18 protein-coding genes are annotated in these 19,674 nt (G+C 71.2%); 11 read left to right on the top strand and 7 right to left on the bottom strand.

Going from position 1 to position 19,674, the window contains the following annotated elements; genetic code table 11:
- Nucleotides 1-87: 87 nt before the first annotated feature.
- Together FB561_RS06895 and FB561_RS06900 are read left to right on the top strand one after the other, a co-directional pair.
- A complete protein-coding gene (locus FB561_RS06895; RefSeq protein WP_145804206.1) occupies nucleotides 88-684 on the top strand; it encodes a TetR/AcrR family transcriptional regulator in 597 nt (198 codons plus the stop codon).
- A gap of 1 nt (nucleotide 685) precedes the next feature.
- Complete coding sequence (locus tag FB561_RS06900; protein WP_145804208.1) at nucleotides 686-1,453, top strand: CPBP family intramembrane glutamic endopeptidase; 768 nt, start codon at nucleotides 686-688, stop codon at nucleotides 1,451-1,453.
- Here the strand turns inward: FB561_RS06900 and FB561_RS06905 are convergent.
- Nucleotides 1,407-2,558 carry an MFS transporter gene (locus FB561_RS06905; protein ID WP_145804210.1) on the bottom strand — a complete coding sequence of 384 codons (1,152 nt, stop codon included), beginning with the start codon at nucleotides 2,556-2,558 and terminating at the stop codon, nucleotides 1,407-1,409. The two genes, FB561_RS06900 and FB561_RS06905, sit on opposite strands and share 47 nt — an antisense overlap.
- Entirely contained in the window at nucleotides 2,555-3,580 is a 1,026-nt protein-coding gene (locus FB561_RS38925) for a DNA polymerase III subunit beta family protein (protein WP_145804212.1), read from the bottom strand. The genes FB561_RS06905 and FB561_RS38925 overlap by 4 nt, the downstream gene beginning before the upstream one ends.
- A 79-nt stretch (nucleotides 3,581-3,659) precedes the next feature.
- On the opposite strand from FB561_RS38925, the gene FB561_RS06915 reads away from it, so the two are divergent.
- Nucleotides 3,660-4,133 carry an AAA family ATPase gene (locus tag FB561_RS06915; protein WP_238334686.1) on the top strand — a complete coding sequence of 158 codons (474 nt, stop codon included), beginning with the start codon at nucleotides 3,660-3,662 and terminating at the stop codon, nucleotides 4,131-4,133.
- Here FB561_RS06915 and FB561_RS06920 read toward each other — a convergent pair.
- Nucleotides 4,123-5,298, bottom strand: a complete 1,176-nt coding sequence (locus tag FB561_RS06920) for an anhydro-N-acetylmuramic acid kinase (RefSeq protein WP_145804214.1) — start codon at nucleotides 5,296-5,298, stop codon at nucleotides 4,123-4,125. The two genes, FB561_RS06915 and FB561_RS06920, sit on opposite strands and share 11 nt — an antisense overlap.
- Nucleotides 5,298-6,596, bottom strand: coding sequence for an MFS transporter (locus FB561_RS06925; protein ID WP_145804216.1), 1,299 nt, complete (start codon nucleotides 6,594-6,596; stop codon nucleotides 5,298-5,300). Before FB561_RS06925 ends, FB561_RS06920 begins: the two co-directional genes overlap by 1 nt.
- A 145-nt stretch (nucleotides 6,597-6,741) precedes the next feature.
- On the opposite strand from FB561_RS06925, the gene FB561_RS06930 reads away from it, so the two are divergent.
- Together FB561_RS06930 and FB561_RS06935 are read left to right on the top strand one after the other, a co-directional pair.
- Nucleotides 6,742-7,242: a SigE family RNA polymerase sigma factor gene (locus FB561_RS06930; protein ID WP_145804218.1), complete on the top strand. Its 501-nt coding sequence runs from the start codon at nucleotides 6,742-6,744 to the stop codon at nucleotides 7,240-7,242.
- Nucleotides 7,239-8,597: a hypothetical protein gene (locus FB561_RS06935; RefSeq protein WP_145804220.1), complete on the top strand. Its 1,359-nt coding sequence runs from the start codon at nucleotides 7,239-7,241 to the stop codon at nucleotides 8,595-8,597. The genes FB561_RS06930 and FB561_RS06935 overlap by 4 nt, the downstream gene beginning before the upstream one ends.
- Nucleotide 8,598: 1 nt before the next feature.
- Here FB561_RS06935 and FB561_RS06940 read toward each other — a convergent pair whose 3' ends face one another.
- On the bottom strand, nucleotides 8,599-9,114 hold the full coding sequence (locus FB561_RS06940) for a histidine phosphatase family protein (protein ID WP_145804222.1): 516 nt from the start codon (nucleotides 9,112-9,114) through the stop codon (nucleotides 8,599-8,601).
- A gap of 113 nt (nucleotides 9,115-9,227) precedes the next feature.
- On the opposite strand from FB561_RS06940, the gene FB561_RS06945 reads away from it, so the two are divergent.
- The 6 genes from FB561_RS06945 to FB561_RS06975 all read left to right on the top strand — a co-directional run bounded on the left by FB561_RS06945 (nucleotide 9,228) and on the right by FB561_RS06975 (nucleotide 16,124).
- Nucleotides 9,228-11,087 carry an acyl-CoA dehydrogenase gene (locus FB561_RS06945; protein ID WP_145804224.1) on the top strand — a complete coding sequence of 620 codons (1,860 nt, stop codon included), beginning with the start codon at nucleotides 9,228-9,230 and terminating at the stop codon, nucleotides 11,085-11,087.
- Between the two features lie 454 nt (nucleotides 11,088-11,541).
- Entirely contained in the window at nucleotides 11,542-12,849 is a 1,308-nt protein-coding gene (locus tag FB561_RS06955; RefSeq protein WP_145804226.1) for a hypothetical protein, read from the top strand.
- A complete protein-coding gene (locus FB561_RS06960; RefSeq protein ID WP_145804228.1) occupies nucleotides 12,846-13,508 on the top strand; it encodes a hypothetical protein in 663 nt (220 codons plus the stop codon). Before FB561_RS06955 ends, FB561_RS06960 begins: the two co-directional genes overlap by 4 nt.
- Complete coding sequence (locus FB561_RS06965) at nucleotides 13,508-14,773, top strand: hypothetical protein (protein ID WP_145804229.1); 1,266 nt, start codon at nucleotides 13,508-13,510, stop codon at nucleotides 14,771-14,773. Before FB561_RS06960 ends, FB561_RS06965 begins: the two co-directional genes overlap by 1 nt.
- Nucleotides 14,774-14,961: 188 nt before the next feature.
- Complete coding sequence (locus tag FB561_RS06970; protein ID WP_145804230.1) at nucleotides 14,962-15,732, top strand: DUF4097 family beta strand repeat-containing protein; 771 nt, start codon at nucleotides 14,962-14,964, stop codon at nucleotides 15,730-15,732.
- Nucleotides 15,733-15,875: 143 nt separating this feature from the next.
- The gene (locus FB561_RS06975; RefSeq protein WP_145804231.1) at nucleotides 15,876-16,124 is read left to right on the top strand and encodes a DUF6458 family protein; all 249 of its coding nucleotides are present in this window, start codon (nucleotides 15,876-15,878) and stop codon (nucleotides 16,122-16,124) included.
- A 3-nt stretch (nucleotides 16,125-16,127) separates the two neighbouring features.
- Here the strand turns inward: FB561_RS06975 and FB561_RS06980 are convergent, their stop codons facing one another.
- The gene (locus tag FB561_RS06980) at nucleotides 16,128-17,912 is read right to left on the bottom strand and encodes an NHL domain-containing thioredoxin family protein (protein ID WP_145804232.1); all 1,785 of its coding nucleotides are present in this window, start codon (nucleotides 17,910-17,912) and stop codon (nucleotides 16,128-16,130) included.
- A gap of 45 nt (nucleotides 17,913-17,957) precedes the next feature.
- A complete protein-coding gene (locus tag FB561_RS06985) occupies nucleotides 17,958-19,592 on the bottom strand; it encodes a hypothetical protein (RefSeq protein WP_238334687.1) in 1,635 nt (544 codons plus the stop codon).
- Nucleotides 19,593-19,674 lie beyond the last annotated feature (82 nt).

The raw sequence follows: 19,674 nt of genomic DNA on the forward strand, positions 1-19,674 counted from the left end.
TTTCGTTAACTGACCCGACAGCGAATCTGTTATGGTCTCCGGCGTTAGTGAACGGCCATTCATAAACCTGGAAAGGGCGCTGACGCCATGGCCAGACCCCGCCTGATCAGCGACGACGCGATCCTGGACGCGACCCGCCAGGTGCTCGCCGAGCTCGGTCCGGTCAAGCTCACGCTGGCCGCCGTCGGCGCCCGGGTCGGGCTGGCACCGCCGACCCTGGTGCAGCGGTTCGGCTCGAAACGCGGGCTGCTGCTCGCCTCGGCCGCGCGGTCCCCCGAGATGGTGCTGCGCGAGGCGGCCGCCGCCGAGGCGCGCAACACCTCACCGCTGGCGACGCTGCGGGACTTCGCGCTGACCAGCGTTGCCCACATCAAGCATCGGGAGGAGCTCGGCAACGGACTCGGGTTCGTCCAGCTGGACGTCGCCGACCCCGAGTTCCGGGCGTACGCGCTGGCGCACTCGGCCGCGATCGTCGACAGCACGGCCCGGCTGCTCCGAGCGGCACAGGAGGCCGGGGGGCTGAGGCCCGACGTGGACGTCCCGGCGCTGGCCCGACTCACCCTCGTCTGTTTCAACGGCGCGCTCCAGGTCTGGGCCGTGAACGGCTGGGGTGCGCTCACCGACTTCCTGCGGGACCAGCTCGACCTGCTGCTCTCGCCGTACGTGATCCCGAGTGGGGAGTGAGATGTTCCTGCGCGTCACCGTCTTCTACCTGACCACCTTCCTGTTCTCGGGCGCCCTGAACGCACTGCAGAACGCCACCGGGCCGGATCCTGGACTGCTCCAGCTGGTCCAGTTCGCCCCCGCGTCGGCGGTCGGCGTGATGCTGCTGGTCTTCCGCCGGACCACCCGGGTCAAGGTCGGCCGGACGTCCACGACCGACGTGGTCCGTAGATCCGCGCTGGCCGTCGGTCTCGTTGTCGCGGCGCTGCTGACCACCGTCGTCGTACACCTCCTCGCGGGCCGGTCAATCCACTTCGGCGACCTGGAGTTCCCGTTCTGGGCGTTGGTGCTGACGATGATCGTCGGCGCGATCGGTGAGGAGCTCGGCTGGCGTTCCTACCTCCAGCCGTACCTGCAGACCCGGTACTCCGTGCTCCGCTCGTCGCTCACCGTCGGCGCGCTCTGGGGGTTGTGGCACATCGGCGGCTTCGCCAACGGCCTCGCGTACATGGTGGCCTTCGTCGTGATGACGACCGCGTTGTCGGTGATCCTCGGCGCGATCCTGCGGTCGGCGCCGCGCACCAGTCTCCCGGTCGCCACCGCCGCCCATGCCGCGGTGAACCTCGGCCTCCTGCTCCTGTTCGACGAGGAGACCGACCTCTTCCCGATGGCGGCCTTCGCGACGGTCGGCGTCGTGATCGCGATCGCGACCCACCTCGCTCTCCGGCCGAAGTCCCGCCCGGTCACCACCGCCGCGCGACCAGCAGCAGAAGTCCCGCAAGGGCGGTAGCGGCCGCGCAGACGGTCAGGGCCAGCGGTACCGAGTGACCGGCCAGGACTCCGAGCAGGTTCGTCGTCAGCAGCAACGGGATCGTCTGCGCGAGGCTGAGGATCGACTGCAGCCGGGTGAGGTGGGACGCCGGTGTCGCGGCCACGAAGAGCGGCTGCAGATGCGACGTGAAGAGCCCGACCCCGAACCCCTGGACGAAGGCGGCCGGGACCGCGAGCCAAGGAACGAACGCCAGCCCCGCGATACCGAGCGCGGCGACAACGCAACCAACGGCAGCCGTGAACCCTGGTCGTCGGAAGGTCCCGAACCGCGCCACGGCCAGCGTCACGAGCAACCCGGCGGCCGCCGTGGCCCCGACCAGCAGGCCCGTGGTGGACGCGCTCCACCCACGCGAGCGGGCCAGCAACGGCAAGCACAGCGACGTCACCGGCAACACGAACCCAGCCACCAGCGCGACGGTGAGCAGCAGCGGCCGCAGTACGGCGTCGGAGGCGGCCAGGCGCAAACCGTCGACGGCCTGGTGGAGCGCGGACTGCCGGGGCGGCGCCGACACCCGGTACGGCGGATGGGTGACGAGCAGGATCAGCGCGGCCACGGCGAAGGTGGTCGCGTCGACGAACAGCGCACCGACAAGTCCCGCGGCCGCGACCAGGACGCCGTTGATCGGTCCGGCGGTCAGCGTGATCACCTGGTTCGTCGAGGCCCGCAACGCCATCAGCTTCGCGAGTTCGCCATCCCGTGCGAACAACCGGGGAAACGCCCCCGCCGCCGGCAACGTGAACGCGTCCACCACCCCGATCGTCAACGCGGTCGCCAGCAGGACGGCGGTCGTCGTACCGAGAACGTGGATGACGACGGCAAGTACCGCGGTCGCGACGGCAAGCGCCGTGTACCCGCTCAGCAGCACGCGCCGTGGACCCCACCGGTCACCCAGTACGCCGCCCGCGAGCAACAGGACGGCCCGTGGCACCGTGAACGCGGTGAGCACCAACCCGGCCACGTGCGGACCGATCCCCGTCGCCGCCCAGCCGAGTGCGAAGAAGACGGCCGCGTCCCCGAAGGACGACAGCGACGCACCCGCGAGCCAGCGGTAGTACGCGGTCACCCGTCGAGGCGGACCGGCATCACCAACGTGGTGAACGTGCCCTGGTCCGCCGACCGGACCACGACCGGCCGATCCGGCGCCCCGATCTCCAGCAACACGTCCGGCCCGACACTCGCGTCCAGCGCGGCCACCAGCAACGAGGCCGTGAACCCGACCCGGACCGGCTGCCCGGACACGGCGGCTTCCAACTCACCCCGGTCCCCGGCCACGACGCGTCCGGACTCGATGCTCAAGACAACCACGTCGTCACCGAGCAGCTCGCGCAACCGCAGCCGGTCCACGACGACCCGGGACGACGGCGCGGGCAGCCCGTCGAGAATCCCCTGGTACGCCGGGAACTCCGCCTCCACCGACTCCAGCTCCCGGACCTCCCCGTCCCGGTGCAGCCGCACGACCGTACTCCCGGTCTCGATCCGCACCTCGGCCGTCGCCGCGACCCACCTCGCCACCGCGGCAAGTTCACCGGCCCGGACCAGTACGCTCCCGGGCGTCCCGGTGAACGACTGCGGCTGCAGCTTCCGGACGGCGAGCCGGTACCGGTCCGTCGCGACCAGGGTGACCTCGTCCTCGGTCAGCTCGACCTGGACGCATTCGAGCGCCGGGAACTCGCCCTCGACGGCCGCGGACGGGGTGACCTGGCGGATCGCGCTGGCGAGTTCCGCGCCGCCGAGGACGACCCCGGTCCCCGCGGATCCCAGCGTGCCGAGGATCCGCGCCGCCGCTCGCCGAGCCGCTTCCGCCTTGCCCTCGACGGTCCGCAGGTGCGCACGAACCACGGCCGCCGCCTCGTCCGGTCCCGCGTCCAGCACCTGCCGGACCTCGGCCAGCGGCAGGTCGATCTCGCGGAGGTCCCGGAGCAACCGGGCCCGTGGTTCCTGGCCGGGCGCGTAGTACCGGTAGCCGTTGCCGTCGTCGACGAAGGCCGGCCGGAGCAGCCCGCAGTCGTCGTAGAACCGGAGCGCGCTCGGGGTCAGGCCGACCCGGCGCGCGAACCCGCTGATCGTCAGCAACCCGTCCGCCATACCCGTGATCCTCGCCCTTCAAGTGGGTCGAAGGTCAAAACCGGGTGCCGCGCCGGCCCGGCCTGGTGAGAATGGGGAGGTGTCGAGGTTGTTCGTGGTGACGGGTGCACCGGGTGCCGGGAAGTCGACGGTCGTCCCGGAGCTGGTCCGCCTCGGCCCGGACGGGCTCGTCGTGATGGACATGGACGAGCTGCTCGACGACGACGGCCGGCTGCTCGGGATCGCCGTCGCCGATCCCGAGGCGGCGCCGATCTGGCCGGCCTACAACGCGCTCTGGCTCCGGATCACCGCGCTGGTCCGGCGCTCCGGCTCCCCGGTGCTGCTGCTGACACCGGCCCTTCCGCAGGAGCTGCCGGAGGGTCGCTGGCTGCACCTGGACTGCCCGGACGACCTGCGCCGCGACCGCCTCGCCGCCCGCGGCTGGTCCACCGCCGCCGTCGAGGACGCGCTCCAGGACGCGGTGGAACTCCGCAAGATGGTCCCCCGCTCGGTCTCCAACCAGGGCACGCCGGAGGACGCCGCGCAGCAGATCCTCACCTGGATCAAGGAGTAGCCCCCGCGATCTCCAGCGCGACCGGGAACGACCCAGCCACCCCGACCGGCAACGGTCCACGGCCCGGCGTGATCGAGCCGAGGACGCTCGCGTGCCGCGCCCCGGTACAGCTCGGAACCGTCCCGGCGAGCCCGTTCGCGGTCAGGAAGCCCAGGACGGCGAACGCGTACGCCTCCTTCGCGACCGCGGGCAGCCCGAGCTCGTCGGTACTGCGGATCGGGATCCCGGCCAGCTCCTGCTCGAGCAGGTGCAGCAGGACCGGGTTCCGGATCCCGCCGCCGGCCGCGATCACCTCGGTCCCGGCGTACTTGCGGACCGCGTCGGCCACGGTCCGGGCAGTGAGAGCGGTGACGGTGGCGACCACGTCGTCGGGCGGGATCTCCGGCAGGCCCGCCATCATCGAGGCCAGGTACCCGAGGTGGAACAGCTCCTTGCCCGTACTCTTCGGCGCCGGCCGCTGATAGTACGGCTCGGCCAGCAGCCGGTCGAAGAGCTCGGGATGGACCCGGCCGCGCGCCGCCATCACGCCGTCCGCGTCGAACGTGGCCCGGCCCGCCGTGAGTTCGTGGACGACCGCGTCGATCAGCGCGTTCGCGGGACCGGTGTCGAACGCGAGCGGGTCACCGACCGGCGGGACCACGGTGATGTTCGCGATCCCGCCCAGGTTGAGCGCGACCGGCGTCCCCGGACGGCCCCGCAACCAGAGCACGTCGAAGATGCTGACCAGCGGCGCCCCCTGGCCCCCGGCGGCGACGTCGCGTGAACGTAGGTCCGACACGACCGCGGTCCCGGTGGCCTCCGCGATCCAGGCCGGCTGACCGAGCTGCAGGGTGCCGCGCACGACACCGTCCTCGACCCAGTGGAACACCGTCTGCCCGTGCGACACGATCAGATCCGCGTGACCACCGCACAACTGCTCGACCGCCTGCTCCGCCGCCTCCGCGAACGCCTGGCCGATCCCGGTGTCGAGCCGGCACACGGTCCGGACCGAGGTGCTTGCTGGCGGCAACGAGGTGGTCAGCTCGGCGCGCAGTTCCTCGGAGTACGACCGGCTGAGCAGGCCGAGCGGTTGGAGGACCAGCCGATCACCGTCGAGCCAGAGATCCGCGGCCGCCGCGTCGATCGCGTCGTACGAGGTGCCGGACATGAGGCCGATGACCCGCATCAGTCGCGCAACTCCCGTCGGTGGTCGTCGCCGCGCAACGTCAGCAGCGCCAGCACGCTGACCGCGCAGGTGATCATCACGTACCAGGCGGGGATGTCGACGTTCTTGGTCCGCTTGATCAACTCGGTGATGATCAGGCCCGCACAGCCCGAGAAGACCGCGTTCGACAGCGAGTACGCCAGCCCGAGCCCGGTGTAGCGCGCCCGGGTCGGGAACATCTCGGCCAGCATCGCCGGACCGGGACCCGCCATCAACCCGACCACCAGACCGGCAACGAAGACCGCGATCCCCTTGGCGGCGGTCGAGCTCTCCTTGTCCTGCAACAGGTTCATCAGCGGAAACGCCAGCACCACAACCAGCGCCGCTCCGGTCACCATCACCGGGCGCCGGCCGATCCGGTCACTGAGCCAGCCCGCCGGCATGATCGACACCGCGAACCCGAAGTTCGCCAGCACCGTCGCGACCAGCGCCTGCTGGAACGTCGCGTTCAACGTCGCCTGCAGGTACGACGGCATCACGACGAGGAACGTGTACCCGGCGGCCGACCAGCCCATCAACCGGCCGATCCCGAGCGCGATCGCCTTGGCCACCTCGGCCTTGTCCGCCGGCTGTTGCGGCTCCTGCTGGACCCGCGCGAAGTTCGGTGTCTCGTCCAGCCGCAGCCGCAACCACAACGCGACCAGGCCGAGCGGGAGCGCGAGCAGGAACGGCACCCGCCAGCCCCAGTCGTACAGCGCCTCCTTGCTCAGCGCCGTCCCCAGGATCGCGGCCAGCCCGGCCCCGACGAGCAGGCCGAGCGCGACGGTCAGCGACTGCCACGCCCCGTACAACCCGCGCTTCGTCTTCGGCGCGAACTCGGTCATGATCGCGACCGCGCCCCCGAACTCGCCACCGGCCGACAACCCCTGCAACGCCCGCACCAGCGTGAGCAACCAGGGCGCCGCCGCACCGACGGTCGCGTACGTCGGGAGCAGACCGATCAGGGTGGTCGACAACGTCATCAGCAGCAGCACGAGGATCAACGTCGGCCGCCGCCCGATCCGGTCCCCGACCCGGCCGAACACGGCCGCCCCGATCGGCCGGAAGAAGAAGGCCAGCGCGAACGACGCGTACGTCTTGATCAGGCTCTCGGCGTCACTGGTCGAGGTGGCGCTGAAGAAGTTCGCCGCGATTACGGTGGCGAAGAAGCCGTACGCGCCGAACTCGTACCACTCGACGAAGTTGCCGACCGTGCCCGCCACCAGCGACCGGCGATGCCGCCGGACGTCCAGGGTCGCCGTACCGGGTGCAGTGCTCATCGGGTTCCTCTCGTCCGGCCCCGTAAGTTTCCTCCCACCCTCAGCCCCATCTTGGTCCATCAGTTCCCACCTGGCGAGTCGCCCGGCCTGGCAACCTCTCCGACCGGCCCGGTGTCGTAGCGCGTAACAGCGAGAAGGGGGACGGATGGTCACCAGAGGTGACGATTTCGACGACTTCGTCCGTGGCAGTTCGACCAGGCTGCTCAGGACCGCGGTCCTGCTCACCGGCGATCAGCAGGCCGCCGAGGACCTGGTGCAGGAAGTCTACGAGCGGATGTACGTGCACTGGGGCCGGGTCACCGGTGCCCCCGAGCCGTACGCCCGCAAGGCACTGACGAACCTGGTCGCGAATCGCTGGCGCCGCAAGGGCCGGAAACCGGAGGTGGCGCTCGGACCGGGCCATGACCGGCCGACCGGGGACCGCTCCGACGCCTTCGCTGTCCGGGACCAGTTGCTCAGCGCGCTGCAGGAGCTGCCACCGCGGCAACGCGCCGTGATCGTGCTCCGGTACTACGAGGACCTGACCGAGGCGCAGACCGCCGAGGCGCTCGGCTGCTCGGTCGGGACCGTCAAGAGCCAGACCTCCCGCGGCCTGGACCGGCTCCGCCAGCTCACCGAACCCGCGATCATGGAAGGACTGCGATGACCGACACCGAACTGAAGGACCGGCTGAGCGCAACCGTCGTCGACGTCGAGGCGCCGCCGGACCTGCTCGACCGGGCCCGATCGGGCGGCCGGACCCGGCTCCGTCGCCGGCGGTTCCTCGCCTTGGGCGCCTCGCTCGCCGCCGTGGCCGCGGCGGGCGGAGTGGCCGCCACGACGTCCACCCTGCGCGGCCGGTCCGACGACCTGGCCGCGACTCCGGCCCCCGGAGCCACCGACCCGTACGGCTTCCTGATGACGTCGCCGACCCGCGGCGATCTGGCCGGCGACGAGGAGTACCTCGATCAGGTCCTGGCCGCATGGCGTGGCAGCCACCGCAAGTCCGCCAACCACTACCGCGGGATCTTCGACCGGCTGCAAGGCCGGCCCAAGGTCGTCTGGGCCGGCACCACGCCGGCCGGTCGAGCCGCGATCGTGGCGCAGTACTCGGACTTACGGCACCACGAAGACATCCAACTGGATCGCGAGGGCGTGCAGACGCTCGTCGGGTTCGTCGGCGAGGGCAAAGACGGGCGCCCCACCGTCGTGGCCGACAGCTATCCCGCCCCGGGCGTCTCCCTGGACGCCGGATTCGTCACCACCCAGGGCGAGAACCAGGCACTCGTCGTGCTCGACACCGGGAAGCGCACCGGCTGGTCGCCGGGCCGGCACTACAACGCGCAGGGCGGCAGCGGTCGCGAGTACACCCCGCTCCGCTTCGAGAACGGCGTGAGCGTCGTCGCGCTTCCGCCCGGTACCGACCTGGCCGACCTCGCACTGAGCGTGCTGCCCACCAGCAAGGACTCGTCGAGCCTGTCGATCGCCAACGGCGGCGTCAACCGGGCTCCGATAGAACAGGGCAAGGACGAGCGGCTCTGGACCGACTTCCCCGAGTTCGCCTTGTGGCCGATGACCGAGAGCGCCGACAGCCTGCGCGGCACCGCCGCCGACCAGTTCGACGGTCCGGTGTCCGCCGCGCGGGATCCCGACACGTACGCGTTCGCGATGTCGCTGTGGACCGGCTACGGCGTCACCGCCGACAAGTCCCACCTCTTCCTCGGCGAGATTCGGCTCGACAACGACCCCACCCGGACCTATGCCGTCCTGAAGTCGCGCTCCGGCCGGATCACCATTACCCCGGGTGGTGTCCCGGACCGCGACGCCGCCCTGCCGGTGTCGATCAAGCTCCCCGGCGGTCAAGGCTGGGCGGTCGCACAACGGGACGCCGACCTCTCTTACCGCTTCGGCGCCGGGTCCTGGAGCAAGCCCCGCCAGAACGCGTTGCTCGTTCCGGCCGGCCCGGCCGCCGAGGTCAAGGTCGTCCAGGGCGACAAGGAGACGGTCGTCACCCTGCGCTGACTCAGACCCGGTAGGTCCAGCCGGGTTGCCAGGTGAAGGGTGCGTCTACGAGGTCTTCCAGGGGGACGTGGTCGAGGAGGTGTTGCAGGGACCAGCGGTTGGCCGAGTGGGCGACGACGAGGACTCGGCGGCCGTCGTACCAGCGTTTGAGGTCCTCGAGCAGTGACCTGGTGAGTTCGAGCACGTCCCAGTAGCTCTGGCCGCCGCCGGGGTACGGCTGGTCGATCCAGCGCAGCCGCGGCCGGAGCTCCTCGACGGGGGCACCGTTGAGCTCGCCGTAGTCGCACTCCCGCAGCCGCCAGTCCTGGAAGTGCGGGACCGGGAGCGCGGCCAGCTCGACTGTCCGGACCGCGCGGTGCAGGTCGGAGCTGAACACCACGTCCACGTCGCCGCGCCGCTTGCCCAGGTCGACGGCCTGCCGGCACCCGGCCGCGGACAACTCCCCCGGCAACCACCCGGTCGCGATGCCGCGTTCGTTGTCCACCGTGGTCGCGTGCGTCTCGTAGATCAGCTCCACTGCTCCAGGGTCCCCGATCCAGCTCACACCGGAGAACGCTTTGCCCTCGTTACCCGCGGGTATATACTTAAGTTACTCGTGAGTATAGTCAGCGAAGAGGCAGGGGTAGGCGCGTGAGCCACTACAAGTCGAATCTGCGGGACATCGAGTTCAACCTGCTCGAGGTCCTGGGCCGCACCGAGGTACTGGGACAGGGCCCGTACGCCGACATGGACGTGGACACCGCCCGCGAGGTGCTGTCCGAGATCGACCGGCTGGCCCGGACCGAGCTGGCCGCCTCGTTCGAGGAGTCCGACCGGACGCCGCCGGTGTTCGACCCGGCCACCCACGAGGTGGCGATGCCGGCGGCGTTCAAGAAGAGCTACCACGCCTACATGGACGCCGAGTGGTGGAAGCTCGAGCTGCCCGCCGAGCTCGGCGGCCAGCCGACCCCGCCGTCGCTGCGCTGGGCCGCCGCCGAGATGGTGCTCGGCGCCAACCCGGCCGTGCACATCTATGCGGCCGGCCCGAACTTCGCCCACGTCGTCTGGCGCAACGGCATCGAGCGGGACCAGAAGATCGCCCGGCACATGATCGACCGCGGCTGGGGCGCGACGATGGTGCTGACCGAGCCGGACGCCGGCTCCGACGTCGGCGCCGGCCGGACCAAGGCCACCCTGCAGGAGGACGGCAGCTGGCACCTCGAAGGCGTCAAGCGGTTCATCACCTCCGGCGAGCACGACATGACCGAGAACATCGTGCACCTGGTGCTGGCCCGGCCGCAGGGTGTCGAGGGTGCGGGCGGCCCGGGCACCAAGGGCCTCAGCCTGTTCGTGGTGCCGAAGTACGACTTCGACCTGGAGACCGGCGAGCTGACCGGTGAGCGCAACGGCGCCTACGTCACCAACGTCGAGAAGAAGATGGGCATCAAGGTGTCCACCACCTGCGAGATCACCTTCGGCGAGACCACGCCGGCCAAGGGCTGGCTGCTCGGCGAGGTGCACGACGGCATCGCGCAGATGTTCCAGGTGATCGAGTACGCCCGGATGATGGTCGGCACCAAGGCGATCGCCACCCTCTCCACCGGGTACCTGAACGCACTCGAGTACGCCAAGGAACGGGTCCAGGGCGCCGACCTGACCAACCCGGCCAAGACCGCGCCGCGGGTCACGATCACCCACCACCCCGACGTGCGCCGCTCGCTGATGACGCAGAAGGCGTACTCCGAGGCGCTGCGCGCGCTGGTGCTGTTCACCGCGACGTACCAGGACCGCGCCGAGCAGGCCCGGTACGCAGGGGAGCAGGACGAGGTCGCCGAGGGTGTGAACGACCTGCTGCTCCCGCTGGTCAAGGGGTACGGCTCGGAGAAGTCGTGGACGCTGCTCGGCACCGAGTCGCTGCAGACGTTCGGCGGCTCCGGGTTCCTGCAGGACTACCCGATCGAGCAGTACGTCCGGGACGCCAAGATCGACACCCTGTACGAGGGCACCACCGCGATCCAGGGCCAGGACCTGTTCTTCCGCAAGATCATCAAGGACCAGGGCCGCGCCCTCGGTCACCTGGCCGAGCAGATCCAGGGCTTCGTCGCCTCCGAGGCGGGCAACGGCCGGCTGAAGGAGGAGCGCGGGCTGCTGGCCAAGGGCCTGGAGGACGCGCAGAAGATCCTCGGCGTGATGGGCCAGGCGCTGATGGCGAGCAACCCGCAGGCGGAGAACGGTGACCCGCGCAACGTCTACAAGGTCGGCCTGAACACGTCCCGGCTGCTCTTCGTGCTCGGCGACGTGGTCTGCTCCTGGCTGATGCTGCGGCAGGCCGAGATCGCGCTGGACCGGCTGGGCGGCGAGCTGTCCCCGGCCGACCAGGACTTCTACACCGGCAAGGTGGCGGCGGCGCAATGGTTCGTCCGGTCCACGATGCCGTCGGTCCGGGCCGAGCGGGTCAAGGCGGAGCTCACCGACCTGGACGTGATGGACCTGCCCGAGTCCGCGTTCTGACCCCGCGAGCCGTCGCGCCCCCGACGGCTCCGGCCGATCTGCCCCGGGATGCCCCGCCGGATGGCCTGGTAGAACCGTCCCGGCGGAGGCAACGTTTGCGCCCGTGGCACCGCGACCCTGGCCCGGCTTCCCCTGTCCGCGCCAGGGCCGCGGCCCCACTTCAGGCGGCCCCACTTCAGGCGGCCCCACTTCAGGCGGCCCCATTTCAGGCGGCCCCATTTCAGGCGGCCCCACTTCGGGCGGCCGCATTTCAGGCGTTGACCCACGAGAGCAGGGGCTGGCCCACCAGATTTCGGTGGGCCAACCCGCAACCTCGTGGGTTAACCCCTGAGTTGAATCTGGGGCCGGTCGCCGTGGTTCCGGGTCAGTGGGGTGAGCTCCGACCCGGAACCGCCGCCGTCCGTCCAGCGTCTGTGCAGGCGTGTCCACCGCCGCCCGTCGTACGCTGTGCGCGATGTTCGCCCACTTGCGTCGCCTCGCCGTCCTGCTGGCCGTGCTGGCGTTCCTGCCGACGAGTCCCGCGCACGCCGCGCCTCCGGAGCTGCCGGACCGGATCGCCGCCGCGTGGAAGAAGGACCCGCTGTACATCGACGAGGGGCTGCGGGTCGCGTTCCCGAAGGCCGAGCTGGACCGGATCCGCGCGGCCGCCAAGACCGTCGACTTCCCCGTGTACATCGCGCTGGTGCCCCGGACCCCGGAGTTCCGCGAGGACCAGGTCGACCTGGTGACGTTGCTGTACGCCCGGATCGGCAAGCCCGCGCTGTACACGGTGTGGTCCGTCTCGGACGACTACTGGGCCGGGTCGTCGAAGCTGACCCGGCCGGCCGGGCTGAAGGGCCGCGAGCTCGTCGGCGTGCAGCTCGACGACAAGCAGGACAACGACCTGGTCAAGGACCGGCCCGCCCCGGGGATCGCGCGGACCGTCCAGCAGGCCGCGACCGCGTACGACGGCCGCCCGCTGCCGCAGATCCCGGCGAGTGACCTGCAGCCGCCGAGGAAGCGGCGGGAAGGTCCGTCGGTCACGGACCAGGAGGACAAGGCCGCGTTCACCGGGATGGGGATCGGCGGAGGTATCGGGTTCCTGCTCACCCTGATCCTCACCCTGCTGCACCGGCGTTCCACGGCCCGCCGGCGGGACGGGATCCGGCCCCGCTCCGCCACGGCGAAGGCGACCGCGAAGGCGAGGGCGAAGGCGGCAGCGGCCGCGAAGGCCCGGGGCGAGGCGCCGAGCACGGTGTCGGCCGTCCAGGACCAGGCGGATCGCTGGCTCACCAAGGCCGGCCGGTCGGTCAAGTCCCTGGAGGCCCGGAAGAACAAGTCCTCCGAGCAGCTGGACCGGCGCGACGACGCGGTCCGGCGGCTCGACGCGGCCCGGACCCTGCGCGAGGCGAAGGCGGACGACCTGCTCACGACGGCCGGCGCCCTCGTCCTCGCCCGGCAGGCGCACCAGGCCGCGACAGCGACCAAGGTCCAGCCGCCCTGCTTCTTCGACCCGACCCATCCGTCCGGCACGCACCAGGCCACCTGGTCGGACGACACGGACGTACCGGCCTGCCGGAACTGCGCCCGCACCGTCGAACGCGGCGGTACGCCCCGCGGTCTGCGGGTGCCCGGCCGCTCCGGTCTGCTCGGGTTGGACCGGTCGGAGGTGCCGTACTGGACCCTCGACCCGGAGGACAGCCCGTTGGTGGCGAGTGGGTTCGGCGCGTTGACCGACGACCTGCCGGAGCGGGTCGAGCGAGCCTTCGGAGGGGTCCGATGACGCGCGCCAAGGCGGTTCTCGGGTTGTTGCTGATCGCCCTCTTCTCGGTGGTGTCGCCGTCGGTCGCGTCGGCCGCGGTCCCGACCGACCCGCGAATCAAGGCCGCCGTGGCCGCCTGGAAGACCAGCGAGCTGTACGTCGATCCGGCGTACGCGCCGCTGGTCGGTGAGGACGAGGCGAAGCTGGTCGAGCGGATCCGCGGGGCGAGCGTGCCGGTGTACGTCGCGGTGCTGCCGTCCGGTGCGTGGTACCAGGAGAAGGGCGACACCGCGCTGCTGGCCGGCTGGCTCGCGACGGCGAACGAACGGCCCGGGATCTACCTGGTGATGGACGGCATCACGACGACCGGGGTCGATCACCTGATCGCCGCGTCGGGCCCGCGGCGGACGTACATGTCGGACTCCGAGGACGGCCTGGTCCCCCAGCTCGAGGAGTACCTGGGTGAGATCAAAACGGGTGAGCGGTACGAGCCGGAGCCGGCCCGGACCACGCCGTTGCCGCCGCCGGTGGAGCGGTCGTACCCGGAGGAGAAGTTCACCCCCAAGAAGGCGATCGGCAACGGCGTCGGCGGGGGCGTGATCGGACTGATCGGCGGCGCGGTGCTCGCCGGGATCGTGCTGGGAGTGGCCTCGCTGGTCGCTCGACGAGGAGGACGGTAGTGAAGGCCAGGTACGCGCTGACAGTTCTGGTGACGCTGCTGGTGTCGCTGACCGCCCTACCGGCCGGCGCGGTGCCGCGGGCCGATCCGCCGACTCCGGCCGAACGGGCCACGGAGATCGCGACCGCGCTGACGAAGGACCCGCTGTACATCGACCCGGCGTACGGGGCGGCGGTGCCGGCGAACCTGCGGGCCGACGTCAAGACCAAGGCCACGGCGCTCGGGTACCCGGTCTTCACGATCGTGCTGCCGCTGACGCCGAGCGACGCGTTCGAGGGCAAGGAGCGCAACGTCCTCACCCTGGTGATGGACGCGCTGCGCAAGCCCGGCCTGTACGTCGTGGTCGACGGCGGCAGCCGGTTCCCGTGGTTCGAGGCCAAGGACCTCCCACAGGTGGACGAGAAGCAGCTCCGCCAACTCCGGGAGCGCGCCCTCGACGACACCTCCTACGACGCGGGGCCGACCGAGGTGATCAGCCGGTTCTACGCGTTGCTCGCGAACCCGAAGCTGCCGGCGCTGAACCCGGACGGGAAGCGGAAGGCGAGCCGGTCCGGTGACGACTACGGCGTGGACGCCGGTTCCGGCGGGAAGGTGGCCTTGGGCATCGGTGGGGGCGTGCTCCTGCTGATCCTGCTCGGCCTGGTGATCGGGCTGCGCCGCCGCGGCGAGCGCCCCCGACGGGGCGAGCGGCCGCGCCGGGAGAAGGCGTTCAGCATTCCGCCGCACGTCGCCGCGACGGTGGCCGCCGAACGGCGCCGCAAGCTGACCAAGGAGACCACCACCGAGCTGACCGAGCTCGGATCCCAGCTCGCCGCGCTGCCGGCCGCGTCCGGCGACGGCCTGCGGCACCAGCAGTCCGCGCTCGACGCGCACCACGCGGCCGGCCGCGTGCTCGACTCGTCCGAGGATCTCGTCGACCTGGTCGGTGCGATGGTCCTGCTGGACAAGGCCCGGCGCGAGTACGACCTCGCCGTCGCGGCCGCCAACGGACGCAAGGTGGACGACGTCGCACCGCTGTGCGCGTTCAATCCGTTGCACGGCCGCTCGTCCGGACGCCCGACGCAGGTGAAGGACGACGGCACGACCTTGACGTTGCCGCTGTGCGCGGAGTGCCGGCAGGCCTTGAAGCGTGGGACCGCGCCCGGGTCGCTGCCCGGCGACGACGGGCCTTACTGGCACGGCGACGACCTCTGGGCGCGGACGTTCTTCGGTAGCCTCGGCGAGGACCTCGCGACCGCGGTCGGTCGCGGCGAGCACCGGTCCTGAGTACGACGGGCCGACGGCTCCCCCTGAGTACGCCGGCGGACGGCTCCCCCTGAGGACCTGGTCAGGGACGAGCCGGGGTCCCCGCCGAGCCGATCAGGGGTGGCTGGGGGTCGCTGCCTGATCCGGCGTCCGGCGCCGCCCGCCTACGGTCGTACCACGATCGGGTGGTGGGACGGAGAGGACGGACGATGGCCGAGGTCAGGCAGGTCGGCGCACTGCTGCTGGCGACCGGGGTGGGGTTGACGATCTGGTCGTTCGCGGATCGCGAATCGAACGACCGGCACGAGGTGAGCGAGCGGATCTCCGAGGTCCGGCTGGCCTCGTCGAGCGCCGATGTCACCATCCGGACCGACGACGTGGACAAGACCGTCGTCGAGGAGCAGCGGACGTACTGGTTCCTGAAGCGCGGCAAGGGCTACGAGGTGAACGGGTCGACGCTGAAGCTGGACGGCGACTGCGGTTGGCAGTGCCGCGCCGACTACGTCATCACCGTCCCGCGCGGGACCAAGGTGACCGGCGAGAACGGCAGCGGGGACCTGGAGTTCTACGGCGTCGGGAGTGTGGACGCCAGGTCGCAGTCCGGCGACGTACTGGTCGAGGACGTGACCGGCGACGTGAAGGTCGAGCTCACGTCCGGGGACCTGAGCATCGACCGGGTGACCGGCAAGGTGGAGCTGGAGAGTACTTCCGGCGACGTCGAGGCGACCCGGCTGAAGGGCGGCCCGGTCACCGCGAAGACGACCTCAGGTGACGTGAAGGTGGAGCTGGACGAGGCCGCCGACGTGACCGCCGAGGGGCGCAGCGGCGATGTCGAGATCACCGCGCCGGCCGGCAGCTACCGGACCGAGACCTCGACCCGCAGCGGTGACGTCGAGAACGCGTTCGGCCAGACGAGCGACGGTACCCGGCTGCTCAAGGCAACCACCGTGAGCGGGGACGTCGAACTGCACTCCCGCTGAGCTCGTTTCGGCGACACGTTGGACGGCCCGGCGGCGCCACCGCCGGGCCGGTTCCGTTTACCGGCCGGGTACCAGGACAACGGGCCGGTTCCGTCCTGCGTTCGGGACCGGAAGTGTCGAACGACTTCACGAGGAGGCTCGCGATGAGCATCGGTGTGGGGATCTTCTTGATGGTGGTGGGCGCCATCCTCGCGTTCGCCGTCCGGGACTCGTGGGAGGCCGTCGACCTGACCGTGGTCGGCTACATCCTGATGCTCGCCGGACTGGCCGGGATCGTGCTCTCCTTCTACATCACCAACCGCCGCCGGCGAGTCCCGTCCGAGGCCATCGACCCGGCGGTCGAGGAGGAGTACCGCGTCGTCGAGGAGCACCACCGCGACGTGCGGGAGTAGCCCTCAGCCGGCCGACGCCCCGGACAGCACCAGTTCGAGCCGGGGACCGCCGTCGGCGGTGACGCGGACCGGTACGCCCCAGTCCTGCCGGTGCATGTGGCACGCGGGGAACTCGACCTCGGCCGAGTCGTCGCACGAGGCGGCCTGGACGGCGACGTGCAGGACGCCGTCGCCGACCCGCTCGTCCACCACCAACGTCCGGGTGAGGTCGGTGGAGTCGCCGGCGCCTTCGCGCAGCAGGCTCTCCGGGGTCGCCGACACGAGCAGCCGCGTGGACGGGCCGTACCGGTCGTCCAGCTTCTGACCCGGTGGCGGCGTGAACACCACCTCCAGGGTCACCTCGCCGGCCGCGATCTCGGTCGGCGGTCGCTGGGTCCGGGTGCTGAACTCGTCCACCTGGGCGGACGCGCCGAGCGGGATCCGGGTGAGCCGGTGCGCCGCCGACTCGACCACGAACAGTTCGTTGCCTACCACAACGGCACCGCTCGGCTCGGCCAGGCCGGTCGCCATCGTCTCCACGGTCGCCTGCCGCGGGTCGTACCGGCGGACGGCGCCGTTGTAGGTGTCGGCGACCGCGATCGAGCCGTCCGGCAGCACGGTCACGCCCAACGGGTGCTGGAGCAGGGCCTCGTCCGCCTTGCCGTCGCGCAGACCGAAGTCGAACAGTCCGGTCCCGACGGCCGTGTGTACCTCGGTGTCGATCCAGCGCAGCGCGGAGATCTCCGAGTCCGCGAGCCAGAGCCGGTCGCCGTCGGCCGCGAGCCCGCTGGTCTGCGCGAACCACGCCTGCTCGGGCTCGCCGTCACGGAGGCCCTCGTTCGTCGTCCCCGCGGCCACCTCGGTCACCCGGGTGAGCGGGTCGTACGTCCACAGCTGGTGCACGCCCGCCATCGCGATCCACACCTTGCCCTGCCACCACGCCGCGTCCCAGGGCGAGCTGAGGACGTCGGTCCCGTCGCCGTCCATCCACTGCTTGCCCGTCCCGGCCAGGGTGCTGGTGATCCCGGTGGTCAGGTTGATCCCGCGGAGCGCGTGGTTGACGGTGTCCGCCACGACCACGTCGTACCCGGCCCGCTCGGCCACCTCGGCCGGGAGCAGGGTGAGGCCGTTCGGCTCGGAGAAGGTGGCCTGGTCCGGCGGGCCGTCGACGAACCCACGTTCGCGGGTGCCGAACCGGCGGACCACGGTGGTCGCGTCCTCGGCCAGCTCGACGACGCTGTGGTTCCCCGCGTCGGCGACCAGGAAACCATTGTCCAAAGCAACCACCTTGGCCGGGAACCGCAGTTCCCCCGGGACCGGCTCGGGCGCGACGTACGGCGACCGGCCGCGCGTCAACGTCCCGGCCTGCTCGTGCTCGGCGATCAACTCGGCCAGCTGGGCATCCAACGCGTGCGCGTGCCCCTCCCCGGAGTACTGCGCGACGATGTACCCGTTCGGGTCGACCAGCACCAACGTCGGCCAGGCCCGGGCGGTGTAGTTCTGCCAGGTCACCAGCTCCGGGTCGTCCAGTACCGGGTGCCCCACCTCGTACCGTTCGACGGCGGCCCGGACCGCGGCCTCCTCCCCCTCGTGCGCGAACTTCGGCGAATGCACCCCGACGATCACCAGCGCGTCGCCGTACTTCTCCTCCAACGGCCGCAACTCGTCCAGTACGTGCAGGCAGTTGATACAGCAGAACGTCCAGAAGTCCAGCAACAGGAACCGCCCCCGGAAGTCCGCGAGCCGCAGCTCCCGCCCTCCGGTGTTCAGCCAGCCACGACCCTTGAGCTCCGGCGCACGCACATGCATGCCCCCATTGTCCGCGCCACCCCAAGCGAGGTGCCGCCGGGCGTACTACCTCGGTAGGACCAGGGTGTCGGTGAGGAGTTTGGCGGTTTTGCGGAGGGTGGGGGCCGACGACGCCAGGTCGGCGGCCAGGGTGAGGGGGGTGAGCTGCTCGCCCGGGCCGACCAGGCGGTGGCGATGGGCCAGGTGCCAGACGATGGCGCGTGGCCAGGTGGAGAGGCGGGCCTTGGTGAGTAGGTCGGGGGCGTCGCGAACCAGCCGCTCGGCGATGACGAACGCCTCCTCGGCGAAGTCCAGGCCGAGCGTCTCGCCGGCCAGCAGCCAGGCGTGCGGGGCGAGCACCGAGACCGTGGCGGACTGGTTCTTGTCCAGGCCGGTGAGGTCGGGCTTCGGCGGCGAGCCGAGGCCGGCCAGGCTCCGGTACGCCTCCTCCAGGTCGGTACCGGTCTCGTCCAGGAAGACGCGCTCGCCGGATCGTGGGCCCATCGGCTCGTCCAGTGCCGCGGCCTCCAGCGCCGGGGTCCAGACGTCGACCGCGTCGGTCGCCTCGGCGATCGCGTCCAGGTCGAGGTGGGTCCGGTCGCCGGCGAACTCCAGCCAGGCCTTGACCACCCGCGGGACCGCGCCGAAGTAGGTGCTGTCGGCAAGCACCTTGCGGGGCAGCCAGGACGCCAGGAAAAGCTCGACCAGGACGGCGCTGACCCGCATCGGCCCGCCCACGGTGCGATCCAGCGCGTGGTCGACCCACAGCCGGGCGATGTCGGGCGCGTCCTCGGGCAGGCCGGCCCCGAACTCCGACGCGAGGAACTCGTCGACCAGCTCCTGCCGGTGCCGCGGCGACAGCATCGCCCGGATCGGCGGCCGGATCGGGCGCTCGGGCAACTGGGTCAGCCGGTTCACCAGCAGGCCGGAGAAGAACTCGAAGTCCTCGGTCACCGGTGGGTCGTCGTGGTCGCCGGTCTCGCCGAGCGCCTGCAGGATGATCCCCGCGGCCGCGGCCGGCCGGATCGACCGGACCGTCACCCGGCCACCCCGCTGGTACGCCTCGACCACGCGGTCCACCGGCGGTCCGACGAACACGTCCTTCACGATCGCGCCGACGTTGTTGTCGACGAACACCACCAGGGTATGGCCGTACTCGTCGTCGTCGTAGTCGAGCACGACGCTCAGCCCGTCGCCGGTGACGTCCTCGGAGACCACCGCGCTGGTCAGCCGGAAGCCGGCGATCCGGGACACCCACTCGGGCACGCCCAACTGCGTGCGCGCCCGGGACAGATGGGCCCGCTGCAGCGGCAACCGCCCGGCCGGTCCGACCGTACGGGCCAGACTCGTCAGCAGGACGAAGGAATCCGGGTCCCGGCGCTCACCGAGGACCCGGGCCGCGTCGGCCCAGAAGAACCGCTCCACCTCGCCGATCTCGTCGGGTCGCCCGGCCGGCCAGAGCTGGTCGGCGAGCAGCGCGGCGGACCGGGCCACCGAGGCCTCGGCGATCACCGGGTGCAGCGCGGACGGCGCCGCGGCCAGATCCAGCAGCAACGTCTCCTGCAGGGTCTCCAGCACGGCGGCGCTCGGCGTGGTGTCGACGTCGGTGACACCCGCCGGTGGCTGGGGAGTGGGCTCGGGGGAGGAGCCGACCAGCCTCAGGTGGCTGCCGCGTCCGTCCCTGCCTCGTGACTTGGTCACCCTGGCGAGATTACCGCCGAACCCCACCCGGCCGCAGACCGGTGCGCGCGTCCTGTGGACAACCCCCACCACCCAAAGTCAC

Origin of the sequence: Kribbella amoyensis (assembly GCF_007828865.1) — a bacterium.
GTDB classification, from domain to species: domain Bacteria; phylum Actinomycetota; class Actinomycetes; order Propionibacteriales; family Kribbellaceae; genus Kribbella; species Kribbella amoyensis.